General features: G+C 53.8%; 13 protein-coding genes and 1 pseudogene. 11 read left to right on the top strand and 3 right to left on the bottom strand.

Translation table 11 applies throughout. The annotated features are described in order from the left end of the window. Positions 1-267: 267 nt before the first annotated feature. The 4 genes from ACUY4Q_RS08100 to ACUY4Q_RS08115 all read left to right on the top strand — a co-directional run bounded on the left by ACUY4Q_RS08100 (position 268) and on the right by ACUY4Q_RS08115 (position 5834). Positions 268-1362 carry a fimbrial protein gene (locus ACUY4Q_RS08100; RefSeq protein WP_458046532.1) on the top strand — a complete coding sequence of 365 codons (1095 nt, stop codon included), beginning with the start codon at positions 268-270 and terminating at the stop codon, positions 1360-1362. A 328-nt stretch (positions 1363-1690) separates the two neighbouring features. Continuing rightward, a complete protein-coding gene (locus tag ACUY4Q_RS08105; protein ID WP_458046533.1) occupies positions 1691-2785 on the top strand; it encodes a fimbrial protein in 1095 nt (364 codons plus the stop codon). A gap of 445 nt (positions 2786-3230) precedes the next feature. Then, positions 3231-4334 carry a fimbrial protein gene (locus tag ACUY4Q_RS08110; RefSeq protein ID WP_458046534.1) on the top strand — a complete coding sequence of 368 codons (1104 nt, stop codon included), beginning with the start codon at positions 3231-3233 and terminating at the stop codon, positions 4332-4334. A 402-nt stretch (positions 4335-4736) separates the two neighbouring features. Continuing rightward, a complete protein-coding gene (locus tag ACUY4Q_RS08115; protein WP_458046535.1) occupies positions 4737-5834 on the top strand; it encodes a fimbrial protein in 1098 nt (365 codons plus the stop codon). Positions 5835-5885: 51 nt separating this feature from the next. Here ACUY4Q_RS08115 and ACUY4Q_RS08120 read toward each other — a convergent pair whose 3' ends face one another. Beyond that, positions 5886-6098 (bottom strand): hypothetical protein, encoded by a 213-nt coding sequence (locus ACUY4Q_RS08120; RefSeq protein ID WP_458046536.1) that lies wholly within the window; start codon positions 6096-6098, stop codon positions 5886-5888. 384 nt (positions 6099-6482) lie between these two features. On the opposite strand from ACUY4Q_RS08120, the pseudogene ACUY4Q_RS08125 reads away from it, so the two are divergent. Next, a pseudogene (locus ACUY4Q_RS08125) lies at positions 6483-6599 on the top strand (hypothetical protein); the annotation flags it as partial. Here ACUY4Q_RS08125 and ACUY4Q_RS08130 read toward each other — a convergent pair. After that, positions 6587-8572, bottom strand: coding sequence for a ligand-gated channel protein (locus tag ACUY4Q_RS08130; RefSeq protein ID WP_458046537.1), 1986 nt, complete (start codon positions 8570-8572; stop codon positions 6587-6589). The pseudogene ACUY4Q_RS08125 and the gene ACUY4Q_RS08130 sit on opposite strands and share 13 nt — an antisense overlap. On the opposite strand from ACUY4Q_RS08130, the gene ACUY4Q_RS08135 reads away from it, so the two are divergent. Next, the gene (locus tag ACUY4Q_RS08135) at positions 8523-8693 is read left to right on the top strand and encodes a hypothetical protein (protein ID WP_458047448.1); all 171 of its coding nucleotides are present in this window, start codon (positions 8523-8525) and stop codon (positions 8691-8693) included. The genes ACUY4Q_RS08130 and ACUY4Q_RS08135 overlap by 50 nt on opposite strands. A gap of 121 nt (positions 8694-8814) precedes the next feature. Here the strand turns inward: ACUY4Q_RS08135 and fghA are convergent, their stop codons facing one another. Continuing rightward, positions 8815-9651, bottom strand: a complete 837-nt coding sequence (gene fghA, locus ACUY4Q_RS08140) for an S-formylglutathione hydrolase (protein WP_458046538.1) — start codon at positions 9649-9651, stop codon at positions 8815-8817. A gap of 149 nt (positions 9652-9800) precedes the next feature. Between fghA and ACUY4Q_RS08145 the strand changes: the two genes are divergently transcribed. From ACUY4Q_RS08145 to mglB, 5 genes are all read left to right on the top strand, one after another. After that, on the top strand, positions 9801-10928 hold the full coding sequence (locus ACUY4Q_RS08145) for a YbfB/YjiJ family MFS transporter (protein WP_458046539.1): 1128 nt from the start codon (positions 9801-9803) through the stop codon (positions 10926-10928). Between the two features lie 125 nt (positions 10929-11053). Beyond that, positions 11054-11719 (top strand): GTP cyclohydrolase I FolE, encoded by a 666-nt coding sequence (folE, locus tag ACUY4Q_RS08150; RefSeq protein WP_458046540.1) that lies wholly within the window; start codon positions 11054-11056, stop codon positions 11717-11719. 21 nt (positions 11720-11740) lie between these two features. Further along, positions 11741-12901 carry a DUF418 domain-containing protein YeiB gene (gene yeiB / locus ACUY4Q_RS08155; RefSeq protein ID WP_458046541.1) on the top strand — a complete coding sequence of 387 codons (1161 nt, stop codon included), beginning with the start codon at positions 11741-11743 and terminating at the stop codon, positions 12899-12901. Between the two features lie 157 nt (positions 12902-13058). Further along, a complete protein-coding gene (gene galS, locus ACUY4Q_RS08160; protein WP_458046542.1) occupies positions 13059-14084 on the top strand; it encodes an HTH-type transcriptional regulator GalS in 1026 nt (341 codons plus the stop codon). Positions 14085-14375: 291 nt separating this feature from the next. Next, the gene (mglB, locus tag ACUY4Q_RS08165) at positions 14376-15374 is read left to right on the top strand and encodes a galactose/glucose ABC transporter substrate-binding protein MglB (RefSeq protein ID WP_458046543.1); all 999 of its coding nucleotides are present in this window, start codon (positions 14376-14378) and stop codon (positions 15372-15374) included. The last annotated feature ends 35 nt before the right edge of the window (positions 15375-15409 follow it).

A 15409-nucleotide genomic window follows, 5' to 3' on the forward strand; every position in this document is an offset into this window, starting at 1 on the left:
TTGCCACAAAAACTAACGGACTCACGAAAAAAACGCAGTAAAAATAGCAACTCAGCATTATTCCTCTCTTCCGTGCCACCCATTTTCTTACATTTTTTTTCTGCCTGAAAAAACACCGTTTCGGCTATTATCGAAGATAAGATTTTACCCACCAAAAACAATATTTTTATCCGGACCCCGCTGTGCCGATAATATTCCCTGGGTTGTTATGTCTTTTCCGTTACGTCAAGGCTGCAGAAGCATCCGCTAAAACAAGGAGGAAAAACGGTGCGCAAGGGAATACATGTGCTGCTGATGGTGTTAGGTTTATTCGCCTTTTCTGAACAGGCAAACGCGCTGTGCTGGTTTGACGCTGGCATGCCGTTTCATGCTACCAAAACGCTGACCATGCCGGTCAATGCCAGCATCTCCGTCACGCCGGGGCTGGCGGTGGGGCAGAAGGTCTTCGATCAGAATATCATTCTGGCCAATCAGGGCAAATTTTCAATTCAATGTGATTCTACAAAACCGTTCTACTACGGATACAATCTGAACACCACGCTTTCTGAAACCTCCCCGGGCAGTAAAACCTGGGCAACCACTCTGACGGGCATCGGCATTAAAATCAGCGCCAACGCTGGGGCCATGGGGGCTCTGCCCGTAACACAGGCGGTGGGTGGACCGTGCACAAACAGTGAGAATTGCGCTTTGAGTAATTTTGATGCCTATTCCTGGCTGGAAATATTCAAAACGGGCAATACGGTGGCACCGGGCCCGATTGATGCCAGTACCCTGCCGGAGATCATTTACACGTTTGGCCAGGACGACAGTATGGTGGAAATCTACCGCATCCGGATGAGCGGAACCATTACTGTGACAGTACCGACCTGCAATATCACCCCCGCCAGCAAAGCGATGACCGTGAATATGGGCGCGCACAAGCTCAGCGATTTCAGCGGCACCGGCAGCCACAGCGGCTGGGTTGATGCCAGTATTTACCTCGACGGCTGCGGGCAGTTTAACGGCTACGGAACCAGCACCAATGCGACATATAACGGTTCAACGGTGGTGGCCCAAAATGCGTTCACCAGCGATAAATTCAGCGTGACGCTGACGCCGCTGAACGGCGTGGCAGCAGGGGCGATGAAATTAAAAGATCAGATCTCGGGGGCAACGGGGTTTGGCATTCAGCTCTCCCGCAGCCAGAGCGATGCCGGAGTAATGAACTTAACCGGGGAGACCTATAATTACACCGATCCGCTGTCCAGTAACGGCAGCACAACGGTGACCGTGCCGTTATTCGCCCGCTATATACAGACCGCCGCCACGGCGACGGGGGGTAAAGCTGACGGTATGCTGGAATACACCGTGAGTTATAAATGAGCGTATACCGGATGCAGTAGCCAGCCTCGGCAAAATGCCGGGGCGTTGTCAGGTCATCTCGGTAAGTACAGTAAATGTGAACAGATAATAAAATTTTCCGCAAAAATTAACGGTTCCACACAAAACGCAGTAAAAAGAGAGGCTCAGCGCTATTTCTTTACTCAGCAATGCCCATTTACTTATATTTTATTTTTGGCTAAAAAAACGCCTTTCTGGCTATTATCGAAGATGGTATTTTAGCTGCCAAAGATAATATTCGTTGGGGTATTATGCCTTTTTCATTAAGTAGGGGCTGCAGACGCATCCGGTAAAATAAGGAGGCAGGATAATGTGTAAGGGAATGCATGTGCTGCTGATGCTATTGAGCCTGATAGTCTTTTCTGAGCAGGCAAATGCGAAGTGCCGGTTTAACACGGGCTATGGGTTTCATAGCGTCAAAACGCTGACCATGCCCGTCAATGCCAGCATCTCCGTCACGTCGGGGCTGGCGGTGGGGCAGAAGATCTACGATCAGAACATCATTCTGGCCAATCAGGGCGCATATTTTATTCAATGTGATTCCGCTCAGCCTTTCTACTACGGCTATATCCTGGACACCACGCTTTCCGAAAAACCGCCGGGCAGTAAAACCTGGGCAACCAACCTCACGGGCATTGGCATTAAAATCAGCGCTTCTGCAGGGGCTATGGGGACCACGCTCCTGACCCAGGCGGTGGGTGGACAGTGCTCAATCAGCGAGGGTTGCGGTAAGAATAATTATGATGCCTTTTCCTGGCTGGAAATCTTTAAAACGGGCAATACGGTGGAGCCGGGCCCGATTGATGCCAGTACCCTGCCGGAGATTATTTACAGTTTTGGCCAGGCCGACAGTATGGTGGAAATGTACCGCATCCGGATGACCGGAACGATTACAGTCAACGTACCGACCTGCAATATCAGCACCGCCAGCAAAGTAATGACCGTAAATATGGGGGCGCACAAGCTCAGCGATTTCAGCGGCACCGGTAGCCACACCGGCTGGGTTGATGCCAGTATCTACCTCGACGGCTGCGGGCAGTTTAACGGCTACGGAACCAGCACCAATGCAACATATAACGGTTCGACGGTGGCGGCTAAAAATGCGTTCACCAGCAATAAATTCAGCGTGACGCTGACGCCGCTGAACGGCGTGGCAGCAGGGGCAATGAAATTAAAAGATCAGATCTCGGGGGCGACGGGGTTTGGCATTCAGCTCTCCCGCAGCCAGAGCGATGCCGGGGTAATGAACTTAACCGGGGAGACCTATAATTACACCGATCCGCTGTCGAATAACGGCAGCACAACGGTGACCGTGCCGTTATACGCCCGCTATATACAGACCGCCGCCACGGCGACGGGGGGTAAAGCAGACGGTATGCTGGAATATACCGTGAGTTATAACTGAGAGCATACTGAAATTCAGAAAACGCCCCGGCAGAGATGTCGGGGCGTTTTCATGTGAAACAGCATGACGCCTGATGGCGCTTCGCTTATCAGGCCTACGAGGTCAAAGACAAACCGTAGGTCGGATAAGGCGTTAGCCGCCATCCGACAAGACGGGCAGAGATGTCGGGGCTATTTAATTAGTGACAAAAAATAACGGCTTAATGGTAAAAAACGTAACGAAAATAGCAACTCAGCATTATTTCTTTATTCCGCGCTGCCCATTTTCTTACACTTTATTTCTGCCTGAAAAAACACCGTTCCGGTTATTATCGAAGATAAGCACTTACCCACCAAAAACAATATTTTTATCTGGACCCCGCTGTGCCGGTAATATTCCCTGGTTTGTTTTGCCCTTTCCGTTAAGTTAGGGCAACAGACGCATCCGCTAAAAACAAGGAGGAAGAATGGTGCGCAAGGGAATATATGTGCTGCTGATGGTGTCAGGTTTATTCGCCTTTTCCGGGCAGGCAAACGCCCTGTGCTGGTTTAGAAGTGACAGGCCCTTAAGCGTCACCAAAACGCTGACCATGCCGGTGAATGCCAGTATCTCGGTCACGGCGGGGCTGGCGGTGGGGCAGAAGGTCTACGATCAGGATATCCGCCTGGCGAATCAGGGCGCGTTTTCTATTCAATGCGATGCCGCCGGGCCTTACTTCCACAGCTTGAACCTGAACACCACGCTTTCCGAAACGTTGCCGGGCAGTAAAACCTGGGCAACCAACCTCACTGGCATCGGGATTAAAATCAGCACTGACGCAGGGGCCATGGGGGCTATGCCCGTGACACAGGCGTTGAGTGGTTGCGCAAATAGCTGGTCTTGCGGTTGGTCGGCTGGTTATAGTGAAACTATACCTTGGTGGCTGGAAATCTTCAAAACGGGTAATACGGTGGAGGCGGGCACGATTGATGCCAGTACGCTGCCGGAAATTGTCTACACTGCGGGCCAGGCCGACGGTATGGTGGAAATCTACCGCATCCAGATGACCGGAACGATTACTGTGACGGTACCGACCTGCAATATCACCCCCGCCAGCAAAGCGATGACCGTAAATATGGGCGTGCACAAGCTCAGCGATTTCAGCGGTACCGGCAGCCACAGCGGCTGGGTTGATGCCAGTATTTATCTCGACGGCTGCGGGCAATTTAACGGCTACGGAACCAGCACCAATGCGACATATAACGGTTCGACGGTGGCGGTCAGAAACGCGTTCACCAGCAATAAATTCAGCGTGACGCTGACGCCGCTGAACGGTGTGGCAGCAGGGGCAATGAAATTAAAAGATCAAAGCTCGGGGGCGACGGGGTTTGGCATTCAGCTCTCCCGCAGCCAGAGCGATGCCGGAATCATGAACTTAACCGGGGCGACTTATAATTACACCGATCCGCTGTCGAATAACGGCAGCACAACGGTGACCGTGCCGTTATACGCCCGCTATATACAGACCGCCGCCACGCCCACCGGCGGTAAAGCAGACGGTATGCTGGAATACACCGTGAGTTATAAATGAGCGTTTTCATGTGAAACAGCAGGATGCCTGATGGCGCTTCGCTTATCAGGCCTACGAGGTCAAAGACAAACCGTAGGTCGGATAAGGCGTTAGCCGCCATCCGACAAGACGGGCAGAGATGTCGGGGCTATTTAATTAGTGACAAAAAATAACGGCTTCATGGTAAAAAACGTAATGAAAATAACAACTCAGCATTATTCATTTTTTTCCGCGCTGCCCATTTACTTACATTTTATTTCTGCCTGAAAAAACACCGTTCCGGCTATTATCGAAGATAAACGCCTACCCACCAAAAACAATATTTTTATCCGGACCCCGCTGTGCCGGTAATATTCCCTGGTTTGTTTTGCCCTTTCCGTAGAGTCAGGGCAGCAGACGCATCCGGTAAAACAAGGAGGAAGGATGGTGCGCAAGGGAATATATGTGCTGCTGATTTTGTTAAGTTTGCTCGCCTTTTCCTGGCAGGCAAACGCGTTGTGCGAGTTTGCCGCTGACAAGCCGTTTAATGCCACTAAAACGCTGACCATGCCAGTGAATACCAGCATCTCGGTCACGTCCGGGCTGGCGGTGGGGCAGAAGGTCTATGATCAGAATATCATTCTGGCCAATCAGGGCGAGTTTCAGATTAACTGTGATGCTGTAAAACCCTTCTACTACGGCTACAAACTGAACACCACGCTTTCCGAAAACCCGCCGGGCAGTAAAACCTGGGCAACCAACCTCAGTGGTATTGGCATTAAAATCAGCGCTTCCGCAGGGGCCATGGGGACCATGCTTCTGACCCAGGCGGTGGGCGGGCAGTGCGCAAATGTCTGGGGTTGCGGGTTGAGTAATTATAATGCCTTTTCCTGGCTGGAAATCTTCAAAACCGGCAATACGGTGGAGCCGGGCCCGATTGATGCCAGTACCCTGCCGGAGATCATTTACACGTTTGGCCAGGCCGACAGCATGGTGGAAATCTACCGCATCCGGATGACCGGAACGATTACCGTGACGGTACCGACCTGCAATATCACCCCCGCCAGCAAAGCGATGACCGTGAACATGGGCGCGCACAAGCTCAGCGATTTCAGCGGTACCGGCAGCCACAGCGACTGGGTTGATGCCAGTATTTACCTCGACGGCTGCGGGCAGTTTAACGGCTACGGAACCAGCACCAATGCGACATATAACGGTTCGACGGTCACTGCCCAAAATGCGTTCACCAGCAATACATTCAGCGTGACGCTGACGCCGCTGAACGGTGTGGCAGCAGGGGCAATGAAATTAAAGGATCAGATCTCGGGGGCGACGGGGTTTGGCATTCAGCTCTCCCGCAGCCAGAGCGATGCCGGGGTAATGAACTTAACCGCAGAGACCTATAATTACACCGATCCGCTGTCGAATAACGGCAGCACGACGGTGACCGTGCCGCTGTATGCCCGCTATATACAGACCGCCGCCACGGCCACCGGCGGCAAAGCAGACGGTATGCTGGAATATACCGTGAGCTATAAATGAGCGTTTTCATGTGAAACAGCATGATGCCTGATGGCGCTTCGCTTATCAGGCCTACGAGGTCAAAGGCAAACCGTAGGCCGGATAAGGCGTTAGCCGCCATCCGACAAGACGGGCAGAGATGTCGGGGCGTTTTTTCATGTGAAACAGCATGATGCCTGATGGCGCTTCGCTTATCAGGCCTACGAGGTCAAAGGCAAACCGTAGGCCGGATAAGGCGTTAGCCGCCACCCGACAAGACGGGCAGAGATATCGGGGCGTTTTCATGTGAAACAGCAGGATGCCTGATGGCGCTTCGCTTATCAGGCCTACGAGGTCAAAGACAAACCGTAGGCCGGATAAGGCGTTAGCCGCCACCCGACAAGACGGGCAGATGTCAGGGCGTTTTCATATGAAACAGCATGATGCCTGATGGCGCTTCGCTTATCAGGCCTACGAGGTCAAAGACAAACCGTAGGTCGGATAAGGCGTTAGCCGCCATCCGACAAGACGGGCAGAGATGTCGGGGCGTTTTCATGTGAAACAGCAGGATGCCTGATGGCGCTTCGCTTATCAGGCCTACGAGGTCAAAGTCAAACCGTAGGTCGGATAAGGCGTTAGCCGCCATCCGACAAGACGGGCAGATGTCGGGGCGTTTTCATATGAAACAGCATGATGCCTGATGGCGCTTCGCTTATCAGGCCTACGAGGTCAAAGGCAAACCGTAGGCCGGATAAGGCGCTTACGCCGCCATCCGGCAGAACTCATGCGCGCTATCAGAAGTTATAGTTTAAGCCGAGGGTATAGCGGCGACCGTCGAGAATGGTGTCATAGGTTTCGTAATCAATTTGCTTATCCAGCACGTTGTAGACGCCAGCGGAAACCAGCAGGTCTTTGGTGGCGTTATAGCGCAGACCGATATCCACCTGGGTATAAGACGGAGTGCCCTGCGACATGGTGGTACGGCTCAGGTATTCCGAGGTTTTGCCACGGAAGTTAAGGCGGCTCCACACACCCACATCCTGAGTGGCCTGCCAGTCCAGGGTGGTATTGAGCATATGCTTCGGCATTTTATTCAGTGGCTTACCGGAGAACTGCCCGCTCTTCTGCTCAGACTCGGTGAAGGTATAGTTCGCGGTCAGGTTGAGGTCCGGGGTGATTTTCCAGCCGAAGGTCGACTCCACGCCGCGCATATTGGCTTTGTCGACGTTCACCCGGTCGCTGACGAAATCATAGCTCACGCTACCAATAGTACAGGCCGGATCGGCGCTGCTGTTGCAACGACGCACCTCAGTGATTTTGTTTTTGAAATCAGTATTGAAGAGGGTGATGCCAGCGTTGAGATTGTCGTTGTTATCCCACAGTAAGGCCAGTTCTTCGCTAACGCTCTTCTCGGGTTTGAGATCCGGATTGCCGACAATAATGCCGTTCAGACGCCCACCGCCGGTAACCTGGCCCCAGTTTGCCGATGACTGACGCAGATCCGGTGCACGGTAACCGGCGGATACGCCGCCTTTCAGCGTCCATTGCTCGGTCAGATGCCAGACGCCGTAGCCACGCGGCGTCCAGTTGGTCCCGTAGTTTTCGTCTTTATCCATGCGCAGACCGCCGGTCAGGCTCAGATTATCGAGAATGGCCCATTCATCTTCTGCGAACAGCGCCCAGCTCCAACGGGTCAGCTTATTCAGACCGTCTGCCGCTTCCAGCTGGTTACCGTTATCGCGCAGTTTTTCGTAGCGATACTGACCGCCCAGCGTCAGGGTATGCGCATCGAGGAAGATCTGATTTTGGGTATTAAAAATGGTGTTATACGACTTCATTTCACGACCGGGGTTATTGGTCTCTTCCTGCTGGAGGTAGCTGGTGGTGTTAACGTCGTCGTAGTAACCGCTGTGGGTCAAGGCATAGGTGGTGTGCTCGTAGCGGCTTTCGCTTTTGCTGTTGGGCGTACAGACGTTGCCACGGCAGCTCTCGGCGGCAGATGACTTGCCCGGCGTACTGTTACGGTCCTGCAACTCGCGTGATACATCAAAATCAATGTCGTTTTTATCATCTGGCGTGAGGTTCAGGGTGATGCCGCCGTTACGCAGACGCTGTTCGTTGTAGCCGTTAAGAATGTTATCTTCGGCGCGACGTGAGAACAGCCCGGTCACTTTGGCCCCCAGCAGGCCATCAACTAACGGACCAGACGCATACGCATTGGTCTGATAAAGATCGCCGGAGTCGCGATTCTCCTGCCAGGTCGCATCGCCATGCAGGGCGCCGCTCCAGCCCCGGGTATTCGACACTTTTTTGGTGATGACATTGATGACGCCGCCCATCGCATCCGAACCATACAGTGAAGACATCGGCCCACGAATCACTTCAATACGCTCAATGGATTCCAGCGGCGGCAACCATCCCTGTTCGATCCCGGCGTTGTCGCTGTTTGGACGGGTGCCACGGGTGCTGATGCGTTTGCCGTTGACCAGGAAAAGGGTGTACTGAGAGCCCATGCCGCGAATGCTGATATCACTGCTGCTGGCCCCACCGGTGACCACGACGCCGGGAACATCTTTCAGCGCATCGGTGACATCGCGATACGCTTTGTCTTCAATCTGCTGTTTAGAGATAACCGAAATGGAGGCGGGAGCATTCTGAATTTTTTGCTCGAACCCGGTTGCCGATACCACCAGGGTGTCCTGGTCGGCTGCGTGAAGCAAGGAAGGTGTCATGGCTGTGCAGATTGCGACAGCAACTATTTTTGCGCGAGGTGTCATCATATCATTCCGTTTCAATGAAAAAGCGCCATCTGAAAACCATGAGAAATCTAAGCGTTTGTCTTTTAAGGACTCTCGGGATGGCGAAGCGGAAAGATTGTGTAGAAAAAATGGAATATTGTAAATACAAGTGAGAATTGAAATCATTTGTATTTACTTTGAAAAGAATTAAGAAGCCATGATCCATCAACGGGATAGCGGCGAATGTAAGGGAAAGTAAAGAGGAGGGCCAGCGCCCTCCGGGTTTATTTCAGCAAATGTTCAGCGTGGAAGCGCAGATGATCTTCAATAAACGAGGCGATGAAATAATAACTGTGATCGTAACCGGGTTGAACCCGCAGGGTGAGCGGCCATGCGCTCTGGCGGGCCACTTCGGCCAGGCGGGCAGGCTGTAACTGTTCAGCCAGGAACTGATCCGCATCTCCCTGATCGATAAGTGTGGGTATGGCGTCAGTGGCCTGACTTGCCTGCATCAACACGCAGCTGTCCCATTCCTGCCAGGCTGCCGCGTCTGCGCCGAGATAAGCGGTAAACGCTTTCTGCCCCCACGGGACTTTTGTTGGGTTCACGATGGGCGCGAAGGCCGAGACGCTGGTAAAGCGGCCTGGATTTTTCAGCGCCATTACCAGTGCGCCATGTCCGCCCATCGAGTGCCCGCTTATCGCCTGGCGATCGCTGACGGTGAATTCAGACTGGATGAGCGCGGGCAACTCGTCGCGCAGGTAATCGTACATCCGGTAATGGGCGGCCCAGGGCTGCTCGGTGGCATTGAGGTAGAAACCGGCGCCTTTGCCCAGATCGTAACCGTCTGCATCGGCTACATCGTCACCCCGGGGGCTGGTGTCTGGCATCACCAACGCAATACCAAGCTCAGCGGCAACACGTTGCGCACCCGCTTTAAAGGTAAAATTCTCGTCGTTACAGGTCAGGCCGGAGAGCCAGTAGAGAACCGGTGGCGGAGTATTTTCACGCACAGGCGGCAAAAAAATGCTGACGGTCATCGAACAATTCAGCACGGTGGAGTCGTGTCGCACGCGTAGCTGACGCCCTTCAAAACAGCGGTGCTCTTCAAGCAATTCCATGCAAGGCTCCTTCGATAATGGTTAACAGTAAAAGCGTGATAGCTCTCCATAATACAGATTATTCATGGCGCTGTGAGTAACTTTCACTTTCGCTTCGTTGCCTCATATTGCATCATTAATTTTACTTTTTATTAACTTTTGAGGTGCGCATGGCGCTTCGAATTGCGCTAAGCGGCTTTATTGTCCTGGTCGTGGCGATGGGAATAGGGCGCTTTGCCTTCACCCCACAGGTCCCGCTGATGATTCAGGACGGGCAATTGACCCTGACCAGTGCCGGGCTGGTGGCCGCCACCAACTACCTCGGCTACCTCATCGGCGCATGGGATGCGATGCGTGCCCGTCGCCACGTTGAGATGCGTCTTTACCTTGGTGTCGCGGGTGCCGTTGTCCTGACCTTTCTCTCCGCAGTTGCCGACAACGCATTCACGCACGGTGCGCTGCGTCTGGTGATTGGCGCAATGAGCGGCTGGGCGATGGTGCTGACCGCGGCCTGGACCAACGAACGTCTGGCGCACTATGCCCGCCCGGGTCTCAGTGCCGCCGTGTTTGCAGGACCCGGCGCCGGTATTGCATTAAGCGGCCTGCTGGCGGTGGCGATTCAGTCGCGCGGTCTTTCTGCCGCGGCGGCCTGGCAGGTCTACGGTGTGCTGGCGCTGATCCTGGTGGTCTTAATTGGACGCTATCTCCCGCGCCCAGGGCAGTTGCATCGCGCGGGTGAACAGCCAGAGCCTCTGCATCTCACCCCTGACCTCAAGCGACTGGTCTGGAGCTACAGTCTGGCGGGCTTTGGTTACATTCTGCCGGCAACTTTTTTATCGCAAATGGCGGCGCTGCGGTTTCCGGGCAGCCTGTTTGCCCAGTTTGTCTGGCCGGTTTTCGGTGCGGCAGCCGTTGTGGGCATCGCGCTGAGTATTGCCCTGCGCCACCTGGGGCAGAGTCACCAGCGACTGGCGGTGGTGTTATGGCTCCAGGGCGCAGGCGTGGCGGCGGCAAGCGTGCTGCCGGGCATGAGCGGACTGGTGATTGGCGCACTGTTAGTCGGCGGCGGTTTTCTGTGTGCGGTGCAGCTTTCGTTATTATATGGGCGTGAACTGGCACCTAATCATACGCGTTATATGGCCGGTTTGTTGACCACCGGCTATGCCATCGGGCAACTGATTGGGCCGATGACCTCAGCGCTCTCCACCTGGCTCACCCAGAGGCTGGAGCCCGCGCTGGGGCTGGCAGGAATCGCCTTACTGCTGGCGGGTATTTTGGTGTGGAAGCGCACGCGTTAACAGGCGTGAGCTATTTCATTAATTATCGCGGTGAATACTGGATTCTGTGCGCGACCTCACGCACAATGATTCCTCACTTCGCTGGTCACCCCGGCGAAGATGCCACACCTGCAGGAGAATAAAAAATGTCATCACTCAGTAAAGAAGCGGCTCTCGTTCATGAGGCCCTGGTTGCTCGCGGCCTCGAAACCCCCTTGCGCCCACCCGTCGACCTGGATAATGAATCCCGCAAGCGCCTGATAGCCGGTCATATGACTGAGATTATGCAGCTCCTTAATCTCGATCTTGAGGATGACAGCCTGATGGAGACGCCGCACCGTATTGCTAAAATGTACGTTGATGAAATTTTCTCGGGCCTGGACTACGCCAATTTCCCGAAAATCACCGTCATTGAAAACAAAATGAAAGTGGACGAGATGGTCACGGTGCGCGATATCACGCTGACCAGCACCTGCGAACATCATTTTGTCACTATAGATGGCAAGGCGACGGTGGCGTATATCCCGAAAGAGTCGGTGATTGGCCTGTCTAAAATTAACCGCATCGTGCAGTTCTTTGCCCAGCGTCCGCAGGTACAGGAGCGTCTGACGCAGCAAATCCTTACCGCGCTGCAAACCCTGCTCGGCACCAATAACGTCGCGGTCTCCATTGATGCGGTGCACTACTGCGTGAAAGCCCGTGGCATTCGTGATGCCACCAGTGCCACAACCACGACCTCGCTGGGAGGACTGTTTAAGTCCAGCCAGAACACGCGTCAGGAATTCCTGCGCGCTGTACGTCACCACAACTAGTTTTTAACAGGAGCCGGATACATGGAAAGAAATGTCACGCTGGATTTTGTACGTGGCATTGCCATTCTCGGTATCCTGCTTTTGAACATCGTCGGCTTTGGCCTGCCGAAGGCTGCGTATCTCAATCCCGCCTGGTACGGCAGTGTGACCTTACACGACGCCTGGACCTGGGCGGTGCTGGACCTCTTTGCCCAGGTCAAATTCCTCTCTCTGTTCGCCATCCTCTTCGGCGCCGGTTTGCAGATGCTGCTCCCGCGCGGGAAGCGCTGGATCCAGTCCCGACTGACGCTGCTGGTCCTGCTCGGTTTTATTCATGGCCTGCTGTTCTGGGACGGAGACATTCTGCTGGCCTATGGTTTGATTGGTCTGATTGCCTGGCGAATGATACGTGATGCGGTCAGCGTGAAAACGTTGTTCAACACCGGTGTGGCGCTCTACCTCATTGGGATTGCGGTGCTGCTGCTGTTGGGCGTGATTTCGGGCAGCACGCCGAACCGCTCCTGGATCCCGGATGCGGCCAATATTCAATACGAAGGGTACTGGAAAACCACCGGCAGCGTGATGGAGGCCATCGGCAATCGTGCCGATCTGCTCTCCAATGGTCTGCTGGCCCTCGGCGCACAGTATGGCTGGCAGCTTGCTGGCCTGATGCTGATAGGCGCAGCCCTGATGCGCAGCGGCTGGCTGAAAGGGCAGTTCAGTTTGTCTCATTATCGGCGTACCGGCCTCTTTTTAACGCTGCTGGGTATGGCCATTAACCTGCCCGCCATCGTCGCGCAGTGGCAGGTTGAGTGGGCGTACCGTTGGTGTGCGTTTATTTTACAGGCTCCACGGGAACTCAGTGCGCCGGTGCAGGTGCTCGGTTATACCTCGCTTATTTATGGTTACTGGCCGCAGCTCTGCCGTAGCAAACTGGTGAGTAGTATTGCCTGCGTTGGGCGCATGGCATTAAGTAACTATCTGCTGCAAACGCTGATTTGCACAACGCTCTTCTACCGCTTTGGCCTGTTCATGAAGTTCGACCGCCTGCAACTGCTGGCGTTTGTTCCGCCGGTGTGGGCCGTCAATATTCTCTTCTCCGTCTTCTGGCTGCGTCGCTTCCGTCAGGGGCCCCTCGAATGGATATGGCGTCAATTAACCGCGCGTGCTGCGGGGACATCATTACCACGCACATCCAGATAACGATCTGGATCACAATCATTAACAAAATGGATGTAACCGTTTCCATTCGTGTGATGCGACTCACGTAGTCCGACCGCGCCGGCTGAGAGAATAGCCGCCTTGCTAACCACAGGGAGCATGTCTGTGAGCGACCGCATTCAATTCAAGGTTAAATACTATGGTAACCATTCGTGATGTGGCCCGTCAGGCGGGCGTTTCCGTTGCGACGGTTTCCCGCGTATTAAACAACAGTGCACTGGTGAGTCAGGACACGCGTGAAGCCGTGACCAAAGCGGTGGCGCAGCTGGGGTATCGCCCCAATGCCAACGCCCAGGCGCTGGCAACGCAGGTCAGCGACACCATTGGCGTGGTGGTAATGGACGTCTCTGACGCCTTCTTCGGGGCGCTGGTCAAAGCGGTGGACGTGGTGGCGCAGCAGCACCAGAAATATGTGCTGATTGGTAACAGCTATCATGAGGCTGAGAAAGAACGGCACGCCATTGAGGTGCTGATACGACAACGCTGTAACGCGCTGATAGTTCATTCAAAAGCATTGAGTGATGAAGAGCTGGCCGGGTTTATGGAGCAAATCCCCGGCATGGTACTGATTAACCGCGTGGTGCCGGGTTACAGCCATCGCTGCGTCGAGCTTGATAACGTCAGCGGCGCCATTATGGCGACCCGAATGCTGCTCAATCACGGCCATCAACGCATCGGTTATCTGGCCTCCAGTCACCATATTGAAGACAACGATTTGCGGCGTGATGGCTGGTTTAAAGCCCTGGCAGAGCAGGGGGTTACCGCGCCGGATACCTGGGTTGGCACGGGCTCACCGGATATGCAGGGTGGTGAGGCGGCGATGGTGGAGTTGCTGGGGCGTAACCTGCAGCTCAGCGCCGTGTTTGCCTATAACGACAGCATGGCGGCAGGGGCGTTGACCGCGCTAAAAGATAATGGCATTGCGGTGCCACAGCATCTCTCGTTGATTGGTTTCGACGACATTCCTATTGCCCGTTACACCGACCCGCAACTCACCACCGTGCGTTACCCCATTGCATCCATGGCCCGTCTGGCGACCGAGCTGGCGCTGATGGGCGCAGCAGGAAAGCTCGATCCTGAGGCAAAACACTGCTTTATGCCGACGCTGGTGCGCCGTCACTCCGTTACATCACGGCAAATTGGGGTAACGATCACTAACCTATGACGTTTGATGATGTAACCGTTTTCAATCTGTGAGTAAATTCACAGTATCTTAACAACGCGCTGACTATGATGTCAGCGTTTTAGGAGCTGAAACACGATGTAACGGTGATTAATCACTTTTACGGAAGCAACAAGCTTAAAGCATCGAAAAAAACGCATTACTGGAGCGTTACCCCACACGGAAGAAAGAATTTTTTGAGTGAACTTCGGCCGACAGTAACGTTTCATTAACTTACTGCCCCGCCGATCCTTTAATTCACAAGAACTACCCTGCAAAAAAACCGGAGATACCATGAATAAGAAGGTGTTGACTCTGTCTGCTGTTATGGCAAGCATGCTGTTTGGCGCGGCTGCTCACGCTGCGGATACCCGTATTGGTGTGACCATCTACAAATACGATGACAACTTTATGTCCGTTGTGCGTAAAGCCATCGAAAAAGATGCGAAAGAAGCGTCTGGCGTACAGCTGCTGATGAACGACTCCCAGAACGACCAGTCCAAACAGAATGACCAGATCGACGTTCTGCTGGCAAAAGGCGTTAAAGCACTGGCAATCAACCTGGTTGACCCGGCGGCTGCAGGCACCGTGATTGAGAAAGCTCGCGGTCAGAATGTGCCAATCGTGTTCTTCAACAAAGAACCAAACCGCAAAGCGCTGGACAGCTACGATAAAGCCTTCTATGTGGGTACTGACTCCAAAGAATCCGGCATCATCCAGGGCGACCTGATTGCCAAGCACTGGGCGGCGAATAAAAACTGGGATCTGAACAAAGACGGCCAGATTCAGTTCGTTCTGCTGAAAGGCGAACCGGGCCACCCGGATGCTGAAGCGCGTACCACTTACGTTATCAAAGAGCTGAACGACAAAGGCATCAAAACCGAGCAGCTGCAGTTAGATACCGCTATGTGGGATACCGCAATGGCTAAAGATAAGATGGACGCATGGCTGTCTGGTCCGAACGCTAACAAAATTGAAGTGGTTATCGCTAACAACGACGCCATGGCAATGGGTGCGGTTGAAGCACTGAAAGCCCACAACAAATCTTCGATTCCGGTATTCGGTGTTGATGCCCTGCCAGAAGCACTGGCACTGGTTAAATCTGGCGCACTGGCCGGTACCGTTCTGAACGATGCCAACAACCAGGCGAAAGCGACCTTTGACCTGGCGAAAAACCTGGCAGACGGTAAAGGCGCCGCTGATGGCACCAACTGGAAAATCGACAACAAAATTGTTCGTATTCCTTACGTCGGTGTAGATCAGGAAAACCTGTCTCAGTTTACTGGTAAGTAATATTTAGATTTACGTACACACGGGGCGCATCTTTT

It is taken from the genome of Phytobacter cepae (assembly GCF_054165735.1).

Bases quoted from the DNA above. Each gene is read 5' to 3' on its own strand.
- mglB (WP_458046543.1), top strand. From the start codon at position 14,376: ATGAATAAGAAGGTGTTGACTCTGTCTGCTGTTATGGCAAGCATGCTG.
- ACUY4Q_RS08110 (WP_458046534.1), top strand. From the start codon at position 3,231: ATGGTGCGCAAGGGAATATATGTGCTGCTGATGGTGTCAGGTTTATTC.
- folE (WP_458046540.1), top strand. From the start codon at position 11,054: ATGTCATCACTCAGTAAAGAAGCGGCTCTCGTTCATGAGGCCCTGGTT.
- galS (WP_458046542.1), top strand. From the start codon at position 13,059: ATGGTAACCATTCGTGATGTGGCCCGTCAGGCGGGCGTTTCCGTTGCG.
- ACUY4Q_RS08135 (WP_458047448.1), top strand. From the start codon at position 8,523: ATGGCTGTGCAGATTGCGACAGCAACTATTTTTGCGCGAGGTGTCATC.
- ACUY4Q_RS08145 (WP_458046539.1), top strand. From the start codon at position 9,801: ATGGCGCTTCGAATTGCGCTAAGCGGCTTTATTGTCCTGGTCGTGGCG.
- ACUY4Q_RS08105 (WP_458046533.1), top strand. From the start codon at position 1,691: ATGTGTAAGGGAATGCATGTGCTGCTGATGCTATTGAGCCTGATAGTC.
- ACUY4Q_RS08120 (WP_458046536.1), bottom strand. From the start codon at position 6,098: ATGAAAACGCCCCGATATCTCTGCCCGTCTTGTCGGGTGGCGGCTAAC.
- ACUY4Q_RS08130 (WP_458046537.1), bottom strand. From the start codon at position 8,572: ATGATGACACCTCGCGCAAAAATAGTTGCTGTCGCAATCTGCACAGCC.
- ACUY4Q_RS08115 (WP_458046535.1), top strand. From the start codon at position 4,737: ATGGTGCGCAAGGGAATATATGTGCTGCTGATTTTGTTAAGTTTGCTC.
- yeiB (WP_458046541.1), top strand. From the start codon at position 11,741: ATGGAAAGAAATGTCACGCTGGATTTTGTACGTGGCATTGCCATTCTC.
- fghA (WP_458046538.1), bottom strand. From the start codon at position 9,651: ATGGAATTGCTTGAAGAGCACCGCTGTTTTGAAGGGCGTCAGCTACGC.